15 protein-coding genes and 1 pseudogene are annotated in these 18,584 nt (G+C 44.8%); 11 read left to right on the plus strand and 5 right to left on the minus strand.

The features are described from left to right. The first annotated feature begins 239 nt into the window (after positions 1 to 239). The 8 genes from trpE (at position 240) to CEF13_RS11525 (ending at position 8,828) form a co-directional block, all read left to right on the plus strand. Complete coding sequence (gene trpE, locus CEF13_RS11490; protein ID WP_102710809.1) at positions 240 to 1,802, plus strand: anthranilate synthase component I; 1,563 nt, start codon at positions 240 to 242, stop codon at positions 1,800 to 1,802. Beyond that, on the plus strand, positions 1,802 to 2,854 hold the full coding sequence (gene trpD, locus CEF13_RS11495) for an anthranilate phosphoribosyltransferase (protein WP_102710810.1): 1,053 nt from the start codon (positions 1,802 to 1,804) through the stop codon (positions 2,852 to 2,854). Before trpE ends, trpD begins: the two co-directional genes overlap by 1 nt. After that, positions 2,841 to 3,641: an indole-3-glycerol phosphate synthase TrpC gene (gene trpC / locus CEF13_RS11500; RefSeq protein WP_102710811.1), complete on the plus strand. Its 801-nt coding sequence runs from the start codon at positions 2,841 to 2,843 to the stop codon at positions 3,639 to 3,641. The genes trpD and trpC overlap by 14 nt, the downstream gene beginning before the upstream one ends. Next, the gene (locus CEF13_RS11505; RefSeq protein ID WP_208414544.1) at positions 3,638 to 4,315 is read left to right on the plus strand and encodes a phosphoribosylanthranilate isomerase; all 678 of its coding nucleotides are present in this window, start codon (positions 3,638 to 3,640) and stop codon (positions 4,313 to 4,315) included. Before trpC ends, CEF13_RS11505 begins: the two co-directional genes overlap by 4 nt. Further along, a complete protein-coding gene (trpB, locus tag CEF13_RS11510; protein WP_102710812.1) occupies positions 4,312 to 5,517 on the plus strand; it encodes a tryptophan synthase subunit beta in 1,206 nt (401 codons plus the stop codon). The genes CEF13_RS11505 and trpB overlap by 4 nt, the downstream gene beginning before the upstream one ends. After that, the gene (gene trpA / locus CEF13_RS11515; protein ID WP_102710813.1) at positions 5,504 to 6,313 is read left to right on the plus strand and encodes a tryptophan synthase subunit alpha; all 810 of its coding nucleotides are present in this window, start codon (positions 5,504 to 5,506) and stop codon (positions 6,311 to 6,313) included. Before trpB ends, trpA begins: the two co-directional genes overlap by 14 nt. Positions 6,314 to 6,634: 321 nt before the next feature. Next, positions 6,635 to 7,732, plus strand: coding sequence for a histidinol-phosphate transaminase (hisC, locus tag CEF13_RS11520; protein WP_102710814.1), 1,098 nt, complete (start codon positions 6,635 to 6,637; stop codon positions 7,730 to 7,732). Between the two features lie 4 nt (positions 7,733 to 7,736). Then, a complete protein-coding gene (locus CEF13_RS11525) occupies positions 7,737 to 8,828 on the plus strand; it encodes a prephenate dehydrogenase (RefSeq protein ID WP_102710815.1) in 1,092 nt (363 codons plus the stop codon). A gap of 477 nt (positions 8,829 to 9,305) precedes the next feature. Here CEF13_RS11525 and CEF13_RS11530 read toward each other — a convergent pair whose 3' ends face one another. Beyond that, a complete protein-coding gene (locus CEF13_RS11530; protein ID WP_102710816.1) occupies positions 9,306 to 9,857 on the minus strand; it encodes a helix-turn-helix domain-containing protein in 552 nt (183 codons plus the stop codon). A 220-nt stretch (positions 9,858 to 10,077) separates the two neighbouring features. Here CEF13_RS11530 and CEF13_RS11535 point away from each other — a divergent pair, with 220 nt between their 5' ends. The 3 genes and pseudogenes from CEF13_RS11535 to CEF13_RS29180 form a co-directional block, all read left to right on the plus strand. After that, the gene (locus tag CEF13_RS11535; RefSeq protein ID WP_102710817.1) at positions 10,078 to 10,926 is read left to right on the plus strand and encodes a VOC family protein; all 849 of its coding nucleotides are present in this window, start codon (positions 10,078 to 10,080) and stop codon (positions 10,924 to 10,926) included. A gap of 56 nt (positions 10,927 to 10,982) precedes the next feature. After that, positions 10,983 to 12,059, plus strand: coding sequence for an LLM class flavin-dependent oxidoreductase (locus CEF13_RS11540; protein WP_102710818.1), 1,077 nt, complete (start codon positions 10,983 to 10,985; stop codon positions 12,057 to 12,059). 232 nt (positions 12,060 to 12,291) lie between these two features. Continuing rightward, positions 12,292 to 12,428, plus strand: a pseudogene (locus CEF13_RS29180) (IS30 family transposase); the annotation flags it as partial. Positions 12,429 to 12,517: 89 nt separating this feature from the next. Here the strand turns inward: CEF13_RS29180 and CEF13_RS11550 are convergent. From CEF13_RS11550 to CEF13_RS11565, 4 genes are all read right to left on the minus strand, one after another. Further along, positions 12,518 to 14,071, minus strand: a complete 1,554-nt coding sequence (locus CEF13_RS11550; RefSeq protein ID WP_166742833.1) for an ABC transporter substrate-binding protein — start codon at positions 14,069 to 14,071, stop codon at positions 12,518 to 12,520. A 52-nt stretch (positions 14,072 to 14,123) separates the two neighbouring features. Beyond that, a complete protein-coding gene (locus CEF13_RS11555; RefSeq protein WP_102710820.1) occupies positions 14,124 to 15,014 on the minus strand; it encodes a carbohydrate ABC transporter permease in 891 nt (296 codons plus the stop codon). Positions 15,015 to 15,031: 17 nt separating this feature from the next. Beyond that, positions 15,032 to 16,009, minus strand: a complete 978-nt coding sequence (locus CEF13_RS11560) for an ABC transporter permease (protein ID WP_244917071.1) — start codon at positions 16,007 to 16,009, stop codon at positions 15,032 to 15,034. Between the two features lie 209 nt (positions 16,010 to 16,218). After that, a complete protein-coding gene (locus CEF13_RS11565) occupies positions 16,219 to 18,555 on the minus strand; it encodes a helix-turn-helix domain-containing protein (protein WP_102710821.1) in 2,337 nt (778 codons plus the stop codon). Positions 18,556 to 18,584: the final 29 nt, after the last annotated feature.

The raw sequence follows: 18,584 nt of genomic DNA on the forward strand, positions 1-18,584 counted from the left end.
CTAGTTGAGAAAAGCAGAGTAGAGTAGTTGCAAATACGGGCTTATTAGGAAGAGCTGAACGATCTTATGTGCACGAAAGTGTGCTTGAGATGGTAAAAGTGCTATTTCACCGTATCTTGAATTACATCTTTTTCCGCTTACACACTTCCGTCATCATCTAAACCAACGCTCCTGCTCAGGCAGGGGCTTTTTTTGTTGCATTAGACATAAATGGTAATTAAACAAGGAGGTTGTTCGGAATGACCAATGAACTGCAGCAGGTCAAACGTATGGCAAATCAATATAACTTAATACCGATTATTCGTTATATGATGGCTGATACAGAAACGCCAATTCGGCTATTTCAGCATTTTGCGAAGGAGAAGCATGCCTTCCTGCTAGAGAGCGTTGAGGGCGGAGCCAAATGGGCGCGTTATTCATTTATCGGAACGGATCCATTCATGATGCTTTATGGCAAGAATGGCGAGATGGTGCTGGAGCGCAATGGACAGAAGCATTCGCTTAACGATAAACCAATCGAGCTGCTCAAAGCTCATCTGCGTTCCTTCCGCAGTCCGTCTATTCCTGAATTACCGCCATTTACAGGCGGTGCGGTCGGTTTCTTTGGTTACGATCTGCTGCAATACTATGAGAAGCTTCCTGCTCATAGAATTGATGACTTGAATATGAATGATATTCAATTTATGTTCTGTGATCAAGTCATCGTATTTGATCATTTCAAACAACAGCTCCAAATCGTGGGAAACGTTCATATTGCTGAAGGTGCTACGGATGCAGATATTACATATGCGTACGAAGCCGCCGTTTCCAAAATAGAAGCGACTATAGAGCGTATTCAGCATCCGGTGTCAATCCCTGTTACTACGGGTGCATCTACTGCTGTTGATTATGAGCTGGGCGATATTCAGTCCAATGTTACGAAGGAGCAATTCATTGCTAATATCGAGCAGGCGAAGCAGTACATCCGCGGCGGCGATATTTTCCAAGTTGTATTGTCCCAACGCTTCAGTATCGAGACGGATATCGATCCGCTGCATGTATATCGGGTACTTCGTACGATGAACCCTTCACCTTATATGTATTATTTGAAAATGGGTGAAGAGGTTATAGTCGGAGCATCTCCGGAAGCACTTGTTAAGGTTGATGGAGATCGCGTCGAGACAAGACCTATCGCCGGCACGAGGCCTCGCGGCAAAACACCGGAAGAGGATCAAGCGCTGGAGCTTGAACTGCTTGCAGACGAGAAGGAAAGAGCAGAGCATCTTATGCTAGTTGACCTAGGGCGTAATGATATCGGCCGCGTATCCGAATTCGGAACAGTGAAATGCGACTCATTCATGGAAATTGAGCGATACTCTCATGTTATGCATATTGTGTCCAACGTCTCTGGCAAGCTACACAAGGATAAGGATTTCTTCGACGCATTCGTTTCCTGCCTGCCTGCTGGCACCGTATCAGGCGCCCCTAAGCTAAGAGCAATGGAAATCATTGCAGAGCTGGAAAATGAAGCGAGAGGCGCGTATGCTGGCGCGATCGGTTATTTAGGGTTCGGCGGCTCAATGGACACATGCATTACCATCCGGACGATTATTTTCAAACAAGGCAAAGCCTATGTTCAAGCTGGAGCCGGCATCGTCTGGGATTCGGTTCCCGAAAGCGAATATTTGGAAACTGTGAACAAGGCCAAAGGAAGTCTCAAAGCCATTCGCGCAGCAGAAGCGATCTTCGCGAAGCCGAAAGAGAAGTACAATTCTATTAATTCCGATTATTATGTAACGGTAGGAGAGGGGCTTGGTCAATAATGCAAACAACAGTTGCTATTACGATGCAGCAAGCGCTTAGTCAGCTTATTACCGGCTCGGACCTGTCGAGAGAGCAAGCGAAAGAAGTCATGAACATTATCATGAGCGGGGAAGCTTCCGATGTGCAAATTGCAGGCGTAGTAACCGCGATGAGAATGAAGGGCGAGACGAAGGAAGAAATTACGGGCTTCGCGGAAGCGATGCGCGCTCATTCCAATCTTGTGCAAACGGAACAGGAAGGTTTGCTTGATACATGCGGAACGGGCGGCTCCGGTATTCATAAATTCAATATTTCAACAGCTTCCTCTATTATTGCCGCAGCTGCTGGCATTCGAGTTGCTAAGCATGGAAACCGTGCGATGTCAGGAAAGACAGGAAGCGCCGATGTACTTGAAGCGCTTGGGGTACAAATTACGATTTCCCCAGAGCAGGCAGCTAGATGCTTGAACGAAATCGGGATTTGTTTCATGTTCGCACAGCTGTATCATCCTTCCTTGCGCCATGCTGCAGCACCGCGCAAGGAGCTTGGCATTCGGACCATATTCAATATGTTGGGTCCGCTCACGAATCCTGCAGGCGCTGACAGGCAGCTGCTGGGCTTGTATGATCGTGCTAAGACAACAACGGTAGCAGAGGTGCTAGGGGAGCTTGGCTTGAAGCGGGCGATGGTCGTAAGCAGCCATGATGGGCTTGATGAGATTAGCATTTCTGCACCGACCCAAATTTCAGAGCTGCAAGGCGGCAAGGTTCGGACCTACGACATAACACCTGAGGAGCTTGGACTCTCACGCTGGGCGATTGAAGATGTGCTTGGCGGTGAGCCAGAGGTTAATGCTTCTCTTATACGTGCCATCTTCGCTGGAGATCAGCGCGGAGCATACCGAGATATCGTGCTGGCGAATGCAGGCGCCTGTATTTATGTAGGTGGAGCAGCGGATTCGCATCGCGAGGGCGCAGCGATTGCAGCAGAAATGATTGATTCAGGCAAAGCTCAGCAAAAGCTGGAAAGTCTTATTCAAACGACGGGAGAGTTGACACATGTTTCTGGATAAAATTGTAGCTACGAAGCGAGCAGAGGTAGAAGCGCTGTCTGCGCATTTCAATCTTGCGGAGGCTGAGCAGCAAATCGCTAAGCTAGACCCTTGCCGCGGCTTTGAATATGCATTGACGGCTGCAGGCCGCAATCGCAGGATGGGACTTATTGCCGAGGTGAAGAAAGCCTCACCGTCGAAGGGATTAATACGTACTGATTTTGATCCTGCTTCCCTTGCTGCAGCCTATGAGGCTGCAGGTGCTGATTGTATTTCCGTATTGACGGATCGTGATTATTTCCAAGGGTCCAATGCTTTTCTAACGAGCGTAAGTGAAACAGTAAAAGTTCCGCTTCTGAGGAAGGACTTTACGATTGACATCCGTCAGATTTATGAAGCACGCTTAATCGGTGCTGATGCGATATTGTTGATCGCTGCTATACTAACGCCAGAGCAGCTTGGCGAATTTCATGATATTGCGAAATCAATCGGCTTGGATGTGCTTGTAGAGGTGCATAACCAAGAAGAGCTGGAAGGTGTATTAAAGCTTAACAAAGCTACACTAATCGGGATTAATAATCGCGACCTGAAATCATTTGTAACGAATCTGAAAACAACGGAAGCGCTCATTGGATTAATGCCGAAGGGTGTAACCATTATTAGCGAAAGCGGAATTGCCGGCAAACAGGACATGGATTATTTGGAATCGGTGGGAGCGCATGGCGTACTTATCGGTGAGCATTTCATGCGACATGAGAATGTTGGCAAAGCCGTTCATGAGCTAATGGGTGCGGTGACAAATCGATGAAGTCATTGCCGCGTATCAAAATATGCGGGCTGAAGGATGTTCAAACGATTGAGGCGATGGACGGATTGCCCATACACGAGATTGGCTTCATATTCGCGCCTAGCAAGCGGCAGGTTGATAAGAGGACAGCGAGAGAGCTGATTGCGGCTGTGCATCGTGTGAAGGCTTCAGGAGGCGCTCGTCCTAAGACGGTAGGCGTGTTCGTAAATGAGTCGTTTGAGAGCTTGGAATCGATTCTGGAAGAGGCGCCGCTAGATGTCGTCCAATTGCATGGCAACGAGTCGGCTGAGTTCTGCAGCGCTGTTCGCGATGAGCTTCATGTTGATGTTTGGAAAGTATTCTCCATGAAGCATAATACCGATGTTCATGATATTCATACCGCAATGAATCGCCTTTCTCCCTTTAAGAATGCCGTAAATGCAGTTCTTATCGATGCACCTGGCGGCGGTACCGGCCAAACCTTCGATTGGGCAGCGATTAATGCCTATAAGAAAGCAGCTGAGGAGCTGGGCATAACGCTTTATGTTGCAGGCGGGCTGCATGAAGGTAATATTGAAGAGCTGCTGAGAGTGTATTCACCAGGCGGAATAGATGTATCAAGCGGCGTGGAAACGGATGGGCAGAAAGATATTAACAAAATCCGATTATTTGTAAGAAAGGTGATAGAGATATGACACAAGTACCAGACCAGAACGGACGCTTCGGCAAATTCGGCGGAAGATATGTACCAGAGACGCTGATGACCGCATTGTTAGAGCTAGAGGAAGCGTATGCGCATTATTCAAAAGACCCTGCATTTCAAGACGAGGTTCGTTATTTATTGCATAAATATTCAGGTCGGCCAACCTCGTTATACTATGCAGAGCGTCTTAGCGAGAAGCTGGGCGGGGCTAAAATATACTTAAAGCGTGAAGACCTTAACCATACAGGCGCGCACAAAATAAATAATACAATTGGACAAGGCGTACTCGCCAAGCGGATGGGGAAATCGAAAATTATTGCAGAAACAGGTGCAGGACAGCATGGTGTTGCTTCAGCAACTATTGCAGCCTTGCTCGGACTAGAATGCAAAGTATTCATGGGTGAAGAGGATATGAAACGCCAGCAGCTTAACGTATTCCGTATGCAGCTTCTAGGTTCAGAAGTAGTGCCGGTTCTATCTGGCACGAGAACGCTTAAGGATGCTTGCAACGAAACATTGCGTTACTGGGTAAGCAATGTAGACGATACCTATTACATTCTGGGCTCGGTTACAGGACCGCATCCTTATCCGATGATTGTGCGCGACTTCCAACGTATTATCGGTGACGAAGCACGTGAGCAAATATTAAAAGAAGAAGGCAGATTACCTGATTATGTTGTAGCGGCAGTCGGCGGCGGAAGCAATGCGATGGGTATTTTCTATCCTTTCGTCAATGATGACGGAGTGAAATTCATTGGCGTTGAAGCGGCTGGCCGCGGTTTGGATACGATTGAGCATGCGGCAACGATGACGAAGGGACGCCACGGTATATTCCAAGGATCTCTAAGCTATGTGCTTCAAGACGAGTATGGTCAGGTACAGCCTGCGCATTCCATTTCGGCAGGGCTGGATTATCCGGGTATTGGACCGGAGCATTCTTACTTGAAGGATACCGGGCGTGCAGATTATGTGCCTATAACGGACGCAGAGGCGCTCGATGCCTTGCAATTGCTCTCCCGGACGGAAGGTATTATTCCTGCACTGGAATCAGCGCATGCTATCGCACAAACCGTGAAGCTTGCACCGACACTGGATAAAGATAAAGTAATCGTGGTTAGCTTGTCTGGACGCGGCGATAAAGATGTAGAAGCGATTATGGGCTATTTGGGGGTAGAAAAGCATGAATCTCATTGATAAGACGTTTGCAGACCTTAAAGCGGCAGGCCGCACAGCGCTTATGCCTTTCGTGACAATGGGAGACCCGGATATAAAAACATCCATTGCGATTATCCAGACATTGGAGAAGTCGGGGGCTGACATGATCGAGCTTGGCGTTCCTTATTCCGATCCGCTTGCGGACGGTCCCGTCATTCAACGGGCTTCGGAACGCGCATTAAGCAATAACCAAATTACGATTGTGGACTGTATTCAGATTGCTGAGGATGCACGTACATCAGGCGTCAAAATACCTTTTATTTTATTTACTTATTTCAATCCGGTATTTCAATTCGGCTTGGAAGCTTTCTTCGAGCTTATCCAGCGCAAGGGGATTAGTGGATTAATTATTCCTGACTTGCCGATGGAGGAAGACGAGGAGGTTCGAGCGCTTGCTGAAGCGGCGAATATTCATCTCATTCCGCTCGTTGCTCCAACTTCGAAGGAGCGTGTCGCACGAATTTCTAGCAAAGCAAAGGGCTTCGTATACTGTGTCTCCTCGCTTGGCGTAACAGGTGTGAGAGCTGATTTCCATAAAGGCATTGATGAATTTCTAAATACGGTTCGTGAAGCGACAGATTTACCGATTTGTATCGGCTTTGGTATTTCGAATCATGAACAGGTTGAACGATTCGGAAAGGTGTGCGACGGTGTTATCGTAGGCAGCGCGATCGTTCGGACGATTGAGGATGCCATTCCATTGCTTCAGGATGAAAGTAATCGGGAAGCGGGATTAAAGAAAATTGGCGATTTTGTCGCTGAACTTAAAGGTTAGTCATATTTAGATCAACTGCGGAAATGGTGGAGCAAGATTGAATCTTGCGCCACCATTTTATTTGTGTGTGTTGCTAACGGACATACGATTCCTAATTGGACATAATACGAGCAAATAACGTTTCCTGTGTCCGTTAGATGTAACTGAACGCTTTATTAGCCGACTAATTAGTCGCTTTTTTTTGTTTGAAGTGGCAGGCGGAAGAGTCTCTTCAACTGGAGCTGCGCATGACACATGAAAAACACTTTAAAACAGCAAACAGATATGAGACAATGAATGACAAGCAATAACACCAGTCAACTAAAAAGAGGTGAACGGCTCATGCAGCCAAAAACGAATATCGTCCACCTTCCGGTCTATCAGCCAGGCAAGCCGGTTGAAGATGTTAAGAGGGAACTCGGATTAAACGAAATCATTAAGCTGGCTTCTAATGAAAATCCATTTGGACTTTCAGAAAAAGCGAAAGCTGCTGCTATTCAAGAAATAGGAAATTCAAATATTTATCCAGACGGAGCTAGCGTAGAACTAACTGCAGCATTGGCAGCAGAGCTAGGGGTGGAGACGAATCAAATTATTTTTGGGACAGGCTCCAGTGATATCATTCTAATGCTTGCAAGAGCATTTCTTGTCCCTGGTGACGAAACCATTATGGCAGATGAAACCTTCTCGCAATACAAGCATAATGCAGAAGTTGAGAACGCTACGATTATCGAAGTTCCTTTAAAGGAAGGCAAGCATGATTTGCCAGCTATGCTGTCTAAAGTGAATGAGCGTACAAAGATCATTTGGATTTGCAACCCAAATAATCCTACTGGAACAATTGTCACTTTACCGGAATTATCGGCCTTCTTAGAACAGGTGCCATCCCATGTGCTCGTTGTATTGGATGAAGCCTATTGTGAATATATTTCTGATCCCAATTTTCCTGACGGAATCCAATTGCTTAGCAACCATAACAATTTGGTCGTGCTGCGCACCTTCTCCAAAATATATGGACTTGCAGCGCTGCGGATTGGATATGGAGTCGGACATGCTGACGTTATCCGTTTCATTAACCAAGTTCGTGAGCCTTTCAATACGTCGCGAGCGGCGCAAGCAGCAGCGAAGGAAGCATTGGCAGATAAAGAGTTTATTACCTACTGCCGCGAGCAAAACAAACAGGGATTACAATATTTAACTGCCCAGTTTGATCGATTAGGCTTAAGCTATTACCCTGCATATGGAAACTTTATTATGTTTGATGCCAAGCGGCCGTCTCCTGAAGTATTTGATGCTTTGCTTCGTCGAGGTATTATTTCGAGATCACGCTGGAAGCACTACCCGACATATATACGGATTTCAATTGGTACAAAAGAGCAGAATGAAAAATTCATCGCTGCTTTAGAGGACGTATTGCAGGAAGCGATGGTGCAAGGATAACGTTATGACAACAGTAGCTATTTTTGGAGTTGGATTGATCGGAGGCTCAATTGCTCTTTGTTTGAAGGGGAAGCCGGATATGAAGGTTATAGGGCATTCGAATCGTCCATCTCAAGTAGAGAAATATATGCAGCGCGGCGTTGTTGATTATGCAACAACATCGAAGAAAGAGGCTGCGGAGCAAGCCGATTTTATTTTTATATGCGTACCTGTTGGTAATATTGAGGAATATATAGTGGAGCTGAGCACCTACAATTTAAAGCCCGGCTGTATAATTACCGATGCTGGCAGTACGAAAGCTTCTGTAATGGCATGTGCGAGCAAGCTGGATTTCGGTGATGCTGTGTTTATCGGCGGTCATCCAATGGCAGGCTCGGAGCGTTCGGGCGTTGAAGCGGCGAGTTCGCATCTATATGAGAACGCTTATTACGTTTTAACTACAGAAGAGAACACACCTCCCGAAGCCGTAGATCGACTTATTCAACTGATTAGTCACACAAAGGCTAATATTGTAAAAGTGGATGCGAAGGAGCATGATGAGATCGTAGGCGCTATAAGCCATCTTCCTCACATGATTGCCGTTTCGCTTGTGAATCAAGTAAGAGGCTATAATGAGCAAAATGAGCTATACGAGTCATTAGCTGCCGGAGGATTTAGGGATATAACGAGAATCGCATCAAGTGATCCTATCGTTTGGCGAGATATCCTCATCAATAATCGAACAGTATTGTTAAAGCTTCTGCGTGACTGGAGCAAAGAGACTGATCGATTTGCTATGATGCTGGAGAATTCGGACGGAGATGCCATCGTGGAAGCATTCCAAGAAGCGGGTCAATTCCGCGGAAGGATGCCTGAGCGCCGGAAGGGAATGATTCTATCTGCATTCGATTGTTATGTCGATGTGCCGGATCATCCAGGCATTATTGGAAAAATTACGAGTGAGCTCGGCAATAGTCTAATCAATTTAAGCAATATTCATATCATTGAGAGCAGGGAAGATGTTCCCGGCATTCTGAGACTTTCTTTCCGGAGTCAAGAGTATTTGGATAAAGCTATCGTGCTGCTTACAGCCAACGGCTATGACGTACACCTATAGGGTGTACGTCACCAAACAGCTATCAACGAGAAAAATAAAGCGGTTACAAAATAGTTGTTGACAGAATGGAAGCGTATACATATAATAAAAGTACAGTATGGTTTCTCTCCACTCCTATCCAAAAACTTAGCCCTCAACATGAGCGCTGGCCACCCCTCGGGGTGGCTTTTTTTTTGTATTATTAGGGCAGCTAGAATTATCTGGTTGGATTTTTTTAGGTGTCTTATGATGGGCGCTAACCGGGAGAACGGGTGGAACATATTATGGAAGACATCATCATAGCTAGAATAGTGCAATGTATATATATTAATTTGAAGTATTAATCTATTTCTTAGGATGGAATGTAATTTGAAGTGCGGCACCCGAGAAAAAAAGTGCATGATTACATGAGACTCCAACCTGGTCATTGATTGCCGACTATGGTATAGAATGCGATGGAATTCCTTAAAAAAATGCCGGATATTAATTACTTAATATTCACAGGAAATCCTTTCCTTGATCGCTATCGTTGTAAATGGAGATGAGAACTATCGCAATGTCCTCACCTATATTTCTAACTAAATGAGGCGTGCAGGCATTCCAGCTGTAAGAGTCACCTTCCCCAAATTCATCCTTATCTTCTCCCTGTTCGGCGTAGATTCTCCCCTTGACAACAAAATGAACTTCTTCTCCCTCATGCGCATGCGGGACATCTCCTGTTGAAGTGCCGGGAGGGAATTCGACGAGTCTCATACGTACGTTTTTTGTAGAACTTAATTGCTCTACTTTTATATTCATAATCCCGTTTTGCGTGATCTGTCGTTCTTCCTTGCGGACGATATTCATTCGTTCTTCTTGTCGCAGGAGCAAATAAGCCAAAGGTACCTTTAAAGCATTAGCAATGCTCTCCAACGTGGAGATAGAAGGTGATGTTTTGTTATTTTCGACTTGGCTCATGAAGCCTTGTGATAAGCCGGTTTCTTCGCATATTTGAGTGATGGTAATGTTTTTACGCTTACGAATGGTCCGTATGGTAGAGCCGATATTCATATAGAATTCACCTCGAAGGTATATTTGTAATACAAAATATAAATTAATAATAACGATATTCTTGTTGACATGCTATATCGAAGTGCTTTATATTAGTGATACATAAAATATATTGTTATTAGTAATATTGTGAAAAAGGATTGAGGCGATCGTGAAGCTGGTTATTTTTTGAATAAACACATTTTACGACAATTAATTTCAGGACGAGGAGGCATTTCAAATGAATTTTCATAGCGAGCCTAGCACATTTGTAAGCCAAGTGAATCTCAAGGTTTCGAACTTGGAGCGATCACTTTCTTTCTATCAAGAGGTTATTGGATTTAAAATTCTGAGCCAAACTGAAACAAAAGCGGATCTAACCGCAGATGGAAAAAAAACACTGCTTACGATAGAGCAGCCCGAGCATGTTAAACCTAAGCAAAAAAGTACGACAGGCATATATCATTTTGCACTATTGCTGCCTGAACGCTCTGATTTGGCGGGTATTGTGAGACACTTTGTGCAACTGGGATTGCGGATTGGATCTGCGGACCATCTTGTAAGTGAAGCATTGTATTTAGCGGACCCGGATGGCAATGAAATTGAAATTTATATTGACCGCAATCCTTCTGTTTGGAGTTGGAGTGATGGCGAAGTAGCAATGGCCACTGATCCATTGGATTTCAGAAATCTTTTGTCCAGTGAGCAAGAAAAAACGTGGAACGGACTGCCGACTGGTACGATTATGGGTCATATCCATCTACATGTATCGCAGTTGGATGAAGCCGAACAATTTTACACACAAGGACTCGGTTTTGAAGTAGTGAACCGTTTTGGAGCACAAGCACTATTCATCTCAACCGGGAAATATCACCATCATATCGGTCTAAATACATGGGCGGGTATTGGTGCCCCTCCTCCTGCTCCAAATAGTGTAGGGCTTGAATCATATCTACTTGTGTTTCCTAATGAGGAAGCAAGAGGTCGTATTATTGCTCAGCTAAGAAATATCGGTGCAACCGTTCAGGAGAAGAACGGCTTCTATGTCACTGCGGATCCTTCAGGCAATCAGATTCAACTTCACGTTTAATCAAGTCTGTGACTGCTGGAGGGCTATAACAGCTGTGAAAAGGGGAATGAAATATCATGCAATTAGATGCGAAATCTGAAAAAACAGGAATCGAAATTGGCATTTACACACTTGCCGATCTAGGTAAAGATCCGCACACGGGGCAGGTGATTAGTTCAAAGCAGCGCATAAAGGAAATTATTGAAGCAGCCAAATTCGCCGATGAAGCTGGACTGGATGTGTTCGGAGTTGGTGAACATCACCGATTGGACTATGCTGTATCGTCTCCTGCGGTTATTCTAGCAGCGATTGCTCAGCAAACAGAGAGAATTAAACTAACGAGTGCAACAACGGTGTTAAGCACAGTTGACCCGGTTCGGTTGTTCGAGGATTTTGCGACTTTGGATCTGCTTTCGGATGGACGCGCTGAGATTATAGCGGGTAGAGGGGCCTTCATAGAATCCTTCCCATTATTCGGTTATGACATTAATGACTATGATGCTTTATTTTCTGAACATCTAGATTTGCTCCTGCAATTAAACGTGAATGAGACACTCTCATGGAATGGCCGTTTCCGCTCATCTATAAAAAATGCTGAGATTGCACCTCGTCCAATTCAAAGCGAGCTGCCTGTCTGGGTTGGCGTTGGCGGCACGCCAGAGAGTGCAGCACGCGCTGGAAAAATGGGAGTTGGCATGGCACTGGCTATTTTAGGTGGCGATCCAAAACGTTTTTTGCCTTTGGTTAATATTTATCGAAAGGCTGGTGCTGAGGCAGGTCATTCTTCGGATGATCTAAACGTTAGTGTAACTGGGCACACTTATGTCGCGAAAACAACGCAGCAAGCAAAAAATGAATTTTATCCTTATTATTCTAATTATTGGTCTTATGTGAATAGTCAACGTGGAATGAGCAGCAGGAAAATATCGATTACCGAATTTGAGCATATGACAAGTCCTGATACGGCTTTGTTTGTTGGCAGCCCACAGCAAATTGTTGAGAAAATTGTTAGCCAACACGAGATGTTTGGTCATAAACGATTTATTGCCCAGCTTGACATCGGCGGTTTACCATTTAAAAAAGTAATGGAAGGCATTGAACTGTTAGCCTCTGAAGTAGCTCCTCAAGTTCGAAAAGTAACTAGTAAATCTTAAATGTAACAGCTTACCATCCTTCGGGATGGTTTTTTTTTTTGATAAGTCGAATTGTAATATGAAGTGCGACACCTAGAAAAACAAAAGGGATCATGCAGGCTTCGTGTAAAATGGAAGTTACCACACCACCCATTTGTACATGAGAAACCAATATGAGCTACTCCCTTCTTAACATAATTGAACGAGCACAACTAGAAACGCTGCATCGAGGGCTGGTCATGCCTCAAGATTGAAAGAGCATGACTTCACTTCCGTTACCGATGAGTAACTCCCGGTGCCATTCGCTTGATTAACAACCGTCCTCGTAAATGCCTTGGGTGGAGGTCGGCTCACGAAGCCTTCATGGAAGAGGTGTCGCACTTAGCTTGACAATTCGTTATTTAAAAACAATAAAAGGCTGTGCCGCTAGTAGAAAAATCCACTTGAGGCACAGCCCATCCTTATTGTTAAAGCATCTGTTACTTCACTAGACCTTTCTCTTGCTTGAACTTATCCCACTGCGCCTCGACTTCCTTCTCAATTTTCTCTTGTCCGGAAGCGACCATTTTTTCCCGATATTTCGGAAGCTCCTTGGCAGGATCAACGGAGCCTGACTCTAGAGCGACTTGGTACTCGTTGTTTATTGCCGTAATATTAGCAATCTCGGCTTTAATGTTCTCTTCGTTCACACCGAAGCCGCTTGTAGCAGGGACGATAGCGCTGTCGTTCAGCTCGATAGTTCTTTCCCATGTATCTGCAGCTTGGCCGGGCTTCAGATAAGCATTAAACTGATTGCCAAACACCCAATCGCCGTTCGGAGCATAACCCGAATCTTTAATAGGCTCGATGAATTTATCGTCGGTTTTGTTATAATGCTTTCCTTCAATACCATTACAGATCAAGTTGTAAAGATAGGTGTCTGTGTTGAGCAGATTGATCAGCATCAAAGTGCGCTCCGGATTTTTGGAGCTTTTGTTAATGACGTGCATTGCGCCTGCAATACCTGTGAAGTAACTGTCGGATATTGGAGCATACACGACTTCATTGCCGCCGTTAACCGTTGTTTCACCTACTTCTCCGCCGGGCTTGGATGTAAACTCCAATGCGACTGCAACATTGCCCTTGCTCTTCAGATCGTTAATGTTCTGTATGATAGGAGCATCATCATTAATATAACCGGCTTGGTACCAGCTGCGCATTGTATCGTAATATTCCTTTTTCTCGTCTAGCATTTGCAGGTTTCCAATATATTTAAGCGATGGATCATCCTTTTTGTAGCTAAGGACCAATCCTTCCCCAACCTTCGTACGATCCGTGTACAAGCCCCATGAGTTTTGTGCGAGACCGAGTGGAATGATGTCTGGCTCATTTTCTTTCAGCGTCTTCATGAACGGCTCAATGTCCTTGTAGGATTGGATCGTGTTAATATCCAAATTATATTTTTCAACGAAACGCTTTTGAATGACTAGACTTTTCGTTTTTGCAGCTACCTGATAGATCGGAAAGCCGTACACTTTGCCGTCAACCGCGAGCATATCCGGCCAAAATTTATCGGGTATATTGGCGCGAGCCTCAGGTGCATACTTACTGATCATGTCATCTGTAATTTCCAAATAAGCTCCTCTATCAATATACGGTTGATAATTACCGAGCCAGCCCTTCGAGCTCCAAGCTAGGTCAAAGTTTTCGCCTGCGGCCAGCATAGCATTAAGCTTGGGTTCGTATTCGTCGAAGGTGAGCGGTTTCAGTTCGACGGTTGCATTAATTTTTTCTTTCAAGTATTTGTTGATCTCTTCGTTGACAAGCTTCTGATCCGGTCCGGGATTAGAGGAAACGGGATAGATGAAGGTGAGCTTTACTTCAGGCAGCTTAGGTGCATCGGTAGCAGCTGTGTCTGGCGTTTTCTCGCCGGCATTGCTTGGCGCATCTGTAGCGTTAGGGGTATTGCCTTTGTTCGAGCATGCCGCGATGATCGTAAAACATAAAACGAGTGCAAACCATTGGACCAGTAGGGATGCTTTTGTTTTTTTCAATTTAGAACCCTCCATTTATCATTTGTTTTGTATATGGCACAATAGTCGCTCCTTAACCTTTCAAGGAACCTACTGTAATACCCTTCACGAAATATTTCTGGAAGAAAGGAAATATAATCAGCATCGGTCCGCCTGCAAGAATGGCCATCGCCATCCTAACGGACAAGGTCGGAAAATTCGCATACGCCAATTTATCAGCCACTTGGGCAAGCGGGGAATTTGCCAGAAACTCAATTTGGGACAAGATGCGGACAAGCAGAAGCTGAAGCGGGATGTATTTGTCATTGTCGATAAACAGCAGAGCATAGAACCATTCATTCCAGTAGCCAAAGGCGATGAATAAGCCAAGTGTGGCAAGTGCGGGAGTGGATAGCGGCAAAATAATGCCAAAGAAGATCCGGAATTCCTTCGCACCGTCTACCTTTGCTGATTCAATGATTTCCTTCGAAATTTTGTCCATGAAGCCTTTCATGATCATGATGTTGAAGGGACTGAGCAGCGTCGGAATAATTATGGCGATTAGGGAGTTTTTCAAATGCAAGTATTGCGTCATCATGATGTAGAACGGAATAAGCCCTCCGTTAAAAAGCATGGTGAAGAAAATATAGAAGGTTATGGGTCTGTTATAGCGGAAGTCCTTTCGAGAGATTGGATAGGCTGTCATAGCGGTCAGCAAAAGTGATATGACAGTACCGACAACAGTGATAAGTATAGTTACTAGATAACCCTTAAGCAGCGGGTCGGGCTTCTGGAATACGATGCGGTAGGCTTCCCAGCTCCATTCCTTTGGCATGAATTGATAGCCGTTCTGTACAAGGCTGTTCTCGGAGGTCAGAGAAATAATGACAACGAGGACGAATGGCAGTGCGATCATGATGCACAAGACAGCTAAGAAAATGTTGATGAAGCCGTTCATGAGGTTAAACCCTTTTGTATTTGGCATAAAAGAACTCCTCCATTTTAAAACAGTGCATTATCCTTATCAGCTCTGCGTACAAGAAAGTTAGCGGATACAACGGTAATGAGCCCAACCACCGATTGAAGGAAACCGACTGCTGCCGCGGAATTAATGTCACCCAATTTCGTCAGCGCACGATAAACATACGTATCGATAATGTCCGTCGTCGGGAAGTTTGGTCCCACATTGTTCGGCACAAAATAATGCAATCCGAAGTCACCCCTGAATATATTGCCGAGTCCTAGAATGAACAAAATAATGACAAGCGGCTTTAGGAGTGGAAGTGTAATGCGCCACATCATTTGAATGCGGGAAGCGCCATCCAGCCTTGCAGCCTCATAATAATCCGTGTTGATCCCGGTAATGCCTGCGTAATAGACGAGGGTAGAGAAGCCAATTCCTTTCCATAAAGCGACAAGCGGCAGGATAAAGATCCACGGGGTTGTCTCCAGGTACCACTTATGCGGCTCGAATCCGAACCAACCGATGATTGTATTGAGGTACCCGCCCTTATGATCGAGGAAGGCGTTCGTAATATAGCCCACAAGCACAAAGGAGATAAAGTAAGGCAAAAACATCGTTGTTTGGTAAATCTTAATTAATCGCCCGTTCAGCTCATTGAGCAGGAGTGCAAGCAGCAGGGCAGCGACAGTGCCAAGTACAATGTAGCTAATATTGTAAAGCAAAGTATTGCGGATAATCCGGATGGCATCCTGCGCTTTGAAAAGAAATTCAAAGTTGTTAAAGCCGACCCATTTGCTGCCGAAGATGCCTTGGTCATACCTGAAATACTTGTAAGCTAATATTAGCCCGATCATAGGGATGTAGGCGATGACGAATTTGAATAATATGCCTGGCATAGCGAGCAGCAGCAATTCTCGATTTTTGTTCAAATGCTTCCATTCCTTGCTTAGCCATCTTGGTGCTGGCGGCTGTTTCTCCGCCTTCATGACTGGTGCATCGAGTTCTGTTTCGGCCACTTATGATCTCCTCCATCTGAAGCGTTCCTGTTCTGATGCCCATCATGCCATGAAGCAATGGCGATGAATAGAATAGGTTTTGCGAATCACTGTAATTTGCGAGTGTAAAATATTCGATTTTATGAAAATTTGCAAATGAGGGGCATAAGAGAAGCCCTTCACTCACTGAAAGCAGTGAATGAAGGGCCTGTAATGGACTATAAGAAGTCTTAAGATATCGATTTTTTCATACGATATTCCTTGGGTGTGCTGCCCACTTTTCCTTTGAATAAACGGAAAAAGTAGCTTTGGTTAGCATAACCGCATTTATCCATAATTTCTGCAATCGTATAATTGTCCTGCACCAGCAGCGCTTGGGCATGATTCAGTCTAACTTCATTCATATATTCTGTAATGGACATTTTATAATTTTCTTTGAACAGCTTGCCGATATACGCAGAGGATAGCTTCACGGTCATCGCGATAGATTGCTGGCTGAGATTAATATCCGGGAATTTCTGCTCGATCAGCTCTTTGACGGTCTCCAGCATCATTTCATTCCGTTCCATATTGGACGGCCGCTGTCCCTCGCAAATTTTGGCGCAAAGCGACAAGAGAGAGAGGTACATCTCCTCCAGTGTTTCCTTCTCCTGAGCAATCTGATGAATATAATCGATATCAACTGTGAAGGCGACTATTCGATTTTCGCTAATATCACTCGCAGCACTCTTAATAATCCACGCCAAATTGGATACCGTACGAATCATGTCGTCATAATTAAAGCCTGCTATAAGAGAGAAAGCCTTTTCCAATTCAGTTCCGACATTGGTAAGCTGGCCTTTCTTGAGCGCTTCGACAAGCTTCCGCTCAATGGAGTCAGGCAGCGACATTTGCTTGCTGGCTAAATTTTCTTTAATATCGTCCGACCTAATGATGGCTTTATGTCCTTTCACGATCATGTACTGGCTTAAGCGAAGCGCTTGTGTGTATGCAGTCGATAGGAAAGGGTACTGTGAGATCACATCGCTAATACCGCAGGAGAGGGAAATGCTGTAATAGCGCTCAATCGTGTCTTGAATCTCGCTAAGCAGCGGAGCAACCTGCTCGAACAGCCCGTTCTGGTCATACGCATTTCGCGACAGGATGAGCACGATATGATCACCCCTGATCTCCACAACCTCGCAAGGGTAGTGTCTGCGCATAATCTCCTGAGAGATATTTACGATTGCGAAATTGTATAGCTTTTTGGAAGAGCCCGTAATGTTGTTATCATAGGCAGCATAGTTATCAATCTTCATGACACAGACAAGCAGCTCATCTCTGACAGATATATTCAGTTCATGCTTCTCGATGAGATGCTGCATATCGAGATGCGAGAAAAGCTGGCTGTCAGTTAGAAACCTTCGGATATAATATTTGCTTACGATTTGCTCGGAGCTGATTTCGTTAAGTTTCTCTGAAAGCTTCATGTAAGTATCGCTCATGATGCCAAGCTCATCGACAGAGCCAGTATTATTTTGCCGATCATCGGAAAGATGCGGCCTGATCCGCTTAAGCATAATCTCTATCGGATTGTACAGCTTGTAGGACAACCAAATGGATACACCAACAGCAAGAAGCAGGAATAGACCAGAGAGCAGCAGTGATTGATTGCGCGTTTGGGTTATCTCTTCCATCAGCTTATCGTAGGACTGAATATAGAGGATGGTCCAAGCACCAAGCCCGTCGTCCATATAAGTAACCATTTCCTTCTCTCTGGATAGTTGATCGATTACGAAGCCGGACGTATGCTGGTCTACTGATTTATCGGCCGAGACGAGTTGTTGAATATGGGCTTGATCACGATCAGCCATATAAGGAGCGTTCGGATTGGAGGACAATAATTGACCATTCTGCGTTTGAATGTAAATCTCGCCCTGATCTCGGTTGCTGGCTACGTTCATTTTCCTTAAGCTGTCGAATACCCAATCAGACTTGATGAACAAAATAATAGCGGATTGGCTGCCTGTAAACGGTTTCAAAGAATCTGTTACGATAAAGGCGAACGTATCGATACGACCGTCGTTCTCCTCAAGACTCATCGGAATGAGGCGATTGGTAGGCTGAGGGTGGCTTGGATCCATCAGTACGCTTCTTATCTTCTCCTTCGTAACGCCGCCGTCGAGCAGCAGGCTGCTGCTTGTTCCATGCAGCTCGGATTGCGATTTATTATAGATAACCATCGAGTGCAGGAAGGAGGAGCTTTCCATAATATTAGACATTTGCCGATGGCCGCGAATTAAATCCATTTTGGGTAAATCATCATTAAACATTAAAGGGATAAGAAAATGATCGCGAAAGACGAAATTAGATAATCTTGTGATGATATCATTCATATAGGACAGATTGTATTGAATTTGCGAGAGTACCTTAAGGTTGGATTCCTCTTGGATGCTCTTAACAGATCTCTCAAGAATATAAGTATTTGATACCGAAGAAGCGATAAGCACAATCACCATTGAAGCCATGATGGAGAACATGACTCGCTGCAAATATTTTTTGGATTTATAAAATCCGAATACTTTCATCCGATCCAAGCCCCCCGTTCTTATGTCTG

The sequence above is a fragment of the Paenibacillus castaneae genome (assembly GCF_002884445.1).
GTDB classification, from domain to species: domain Bacteria; phylum Bacillota; class Bacilli; order Paenibacillales; family Paenibacillaceae; genus Pristimantibacillus; species Pristimantibacillus castaneae.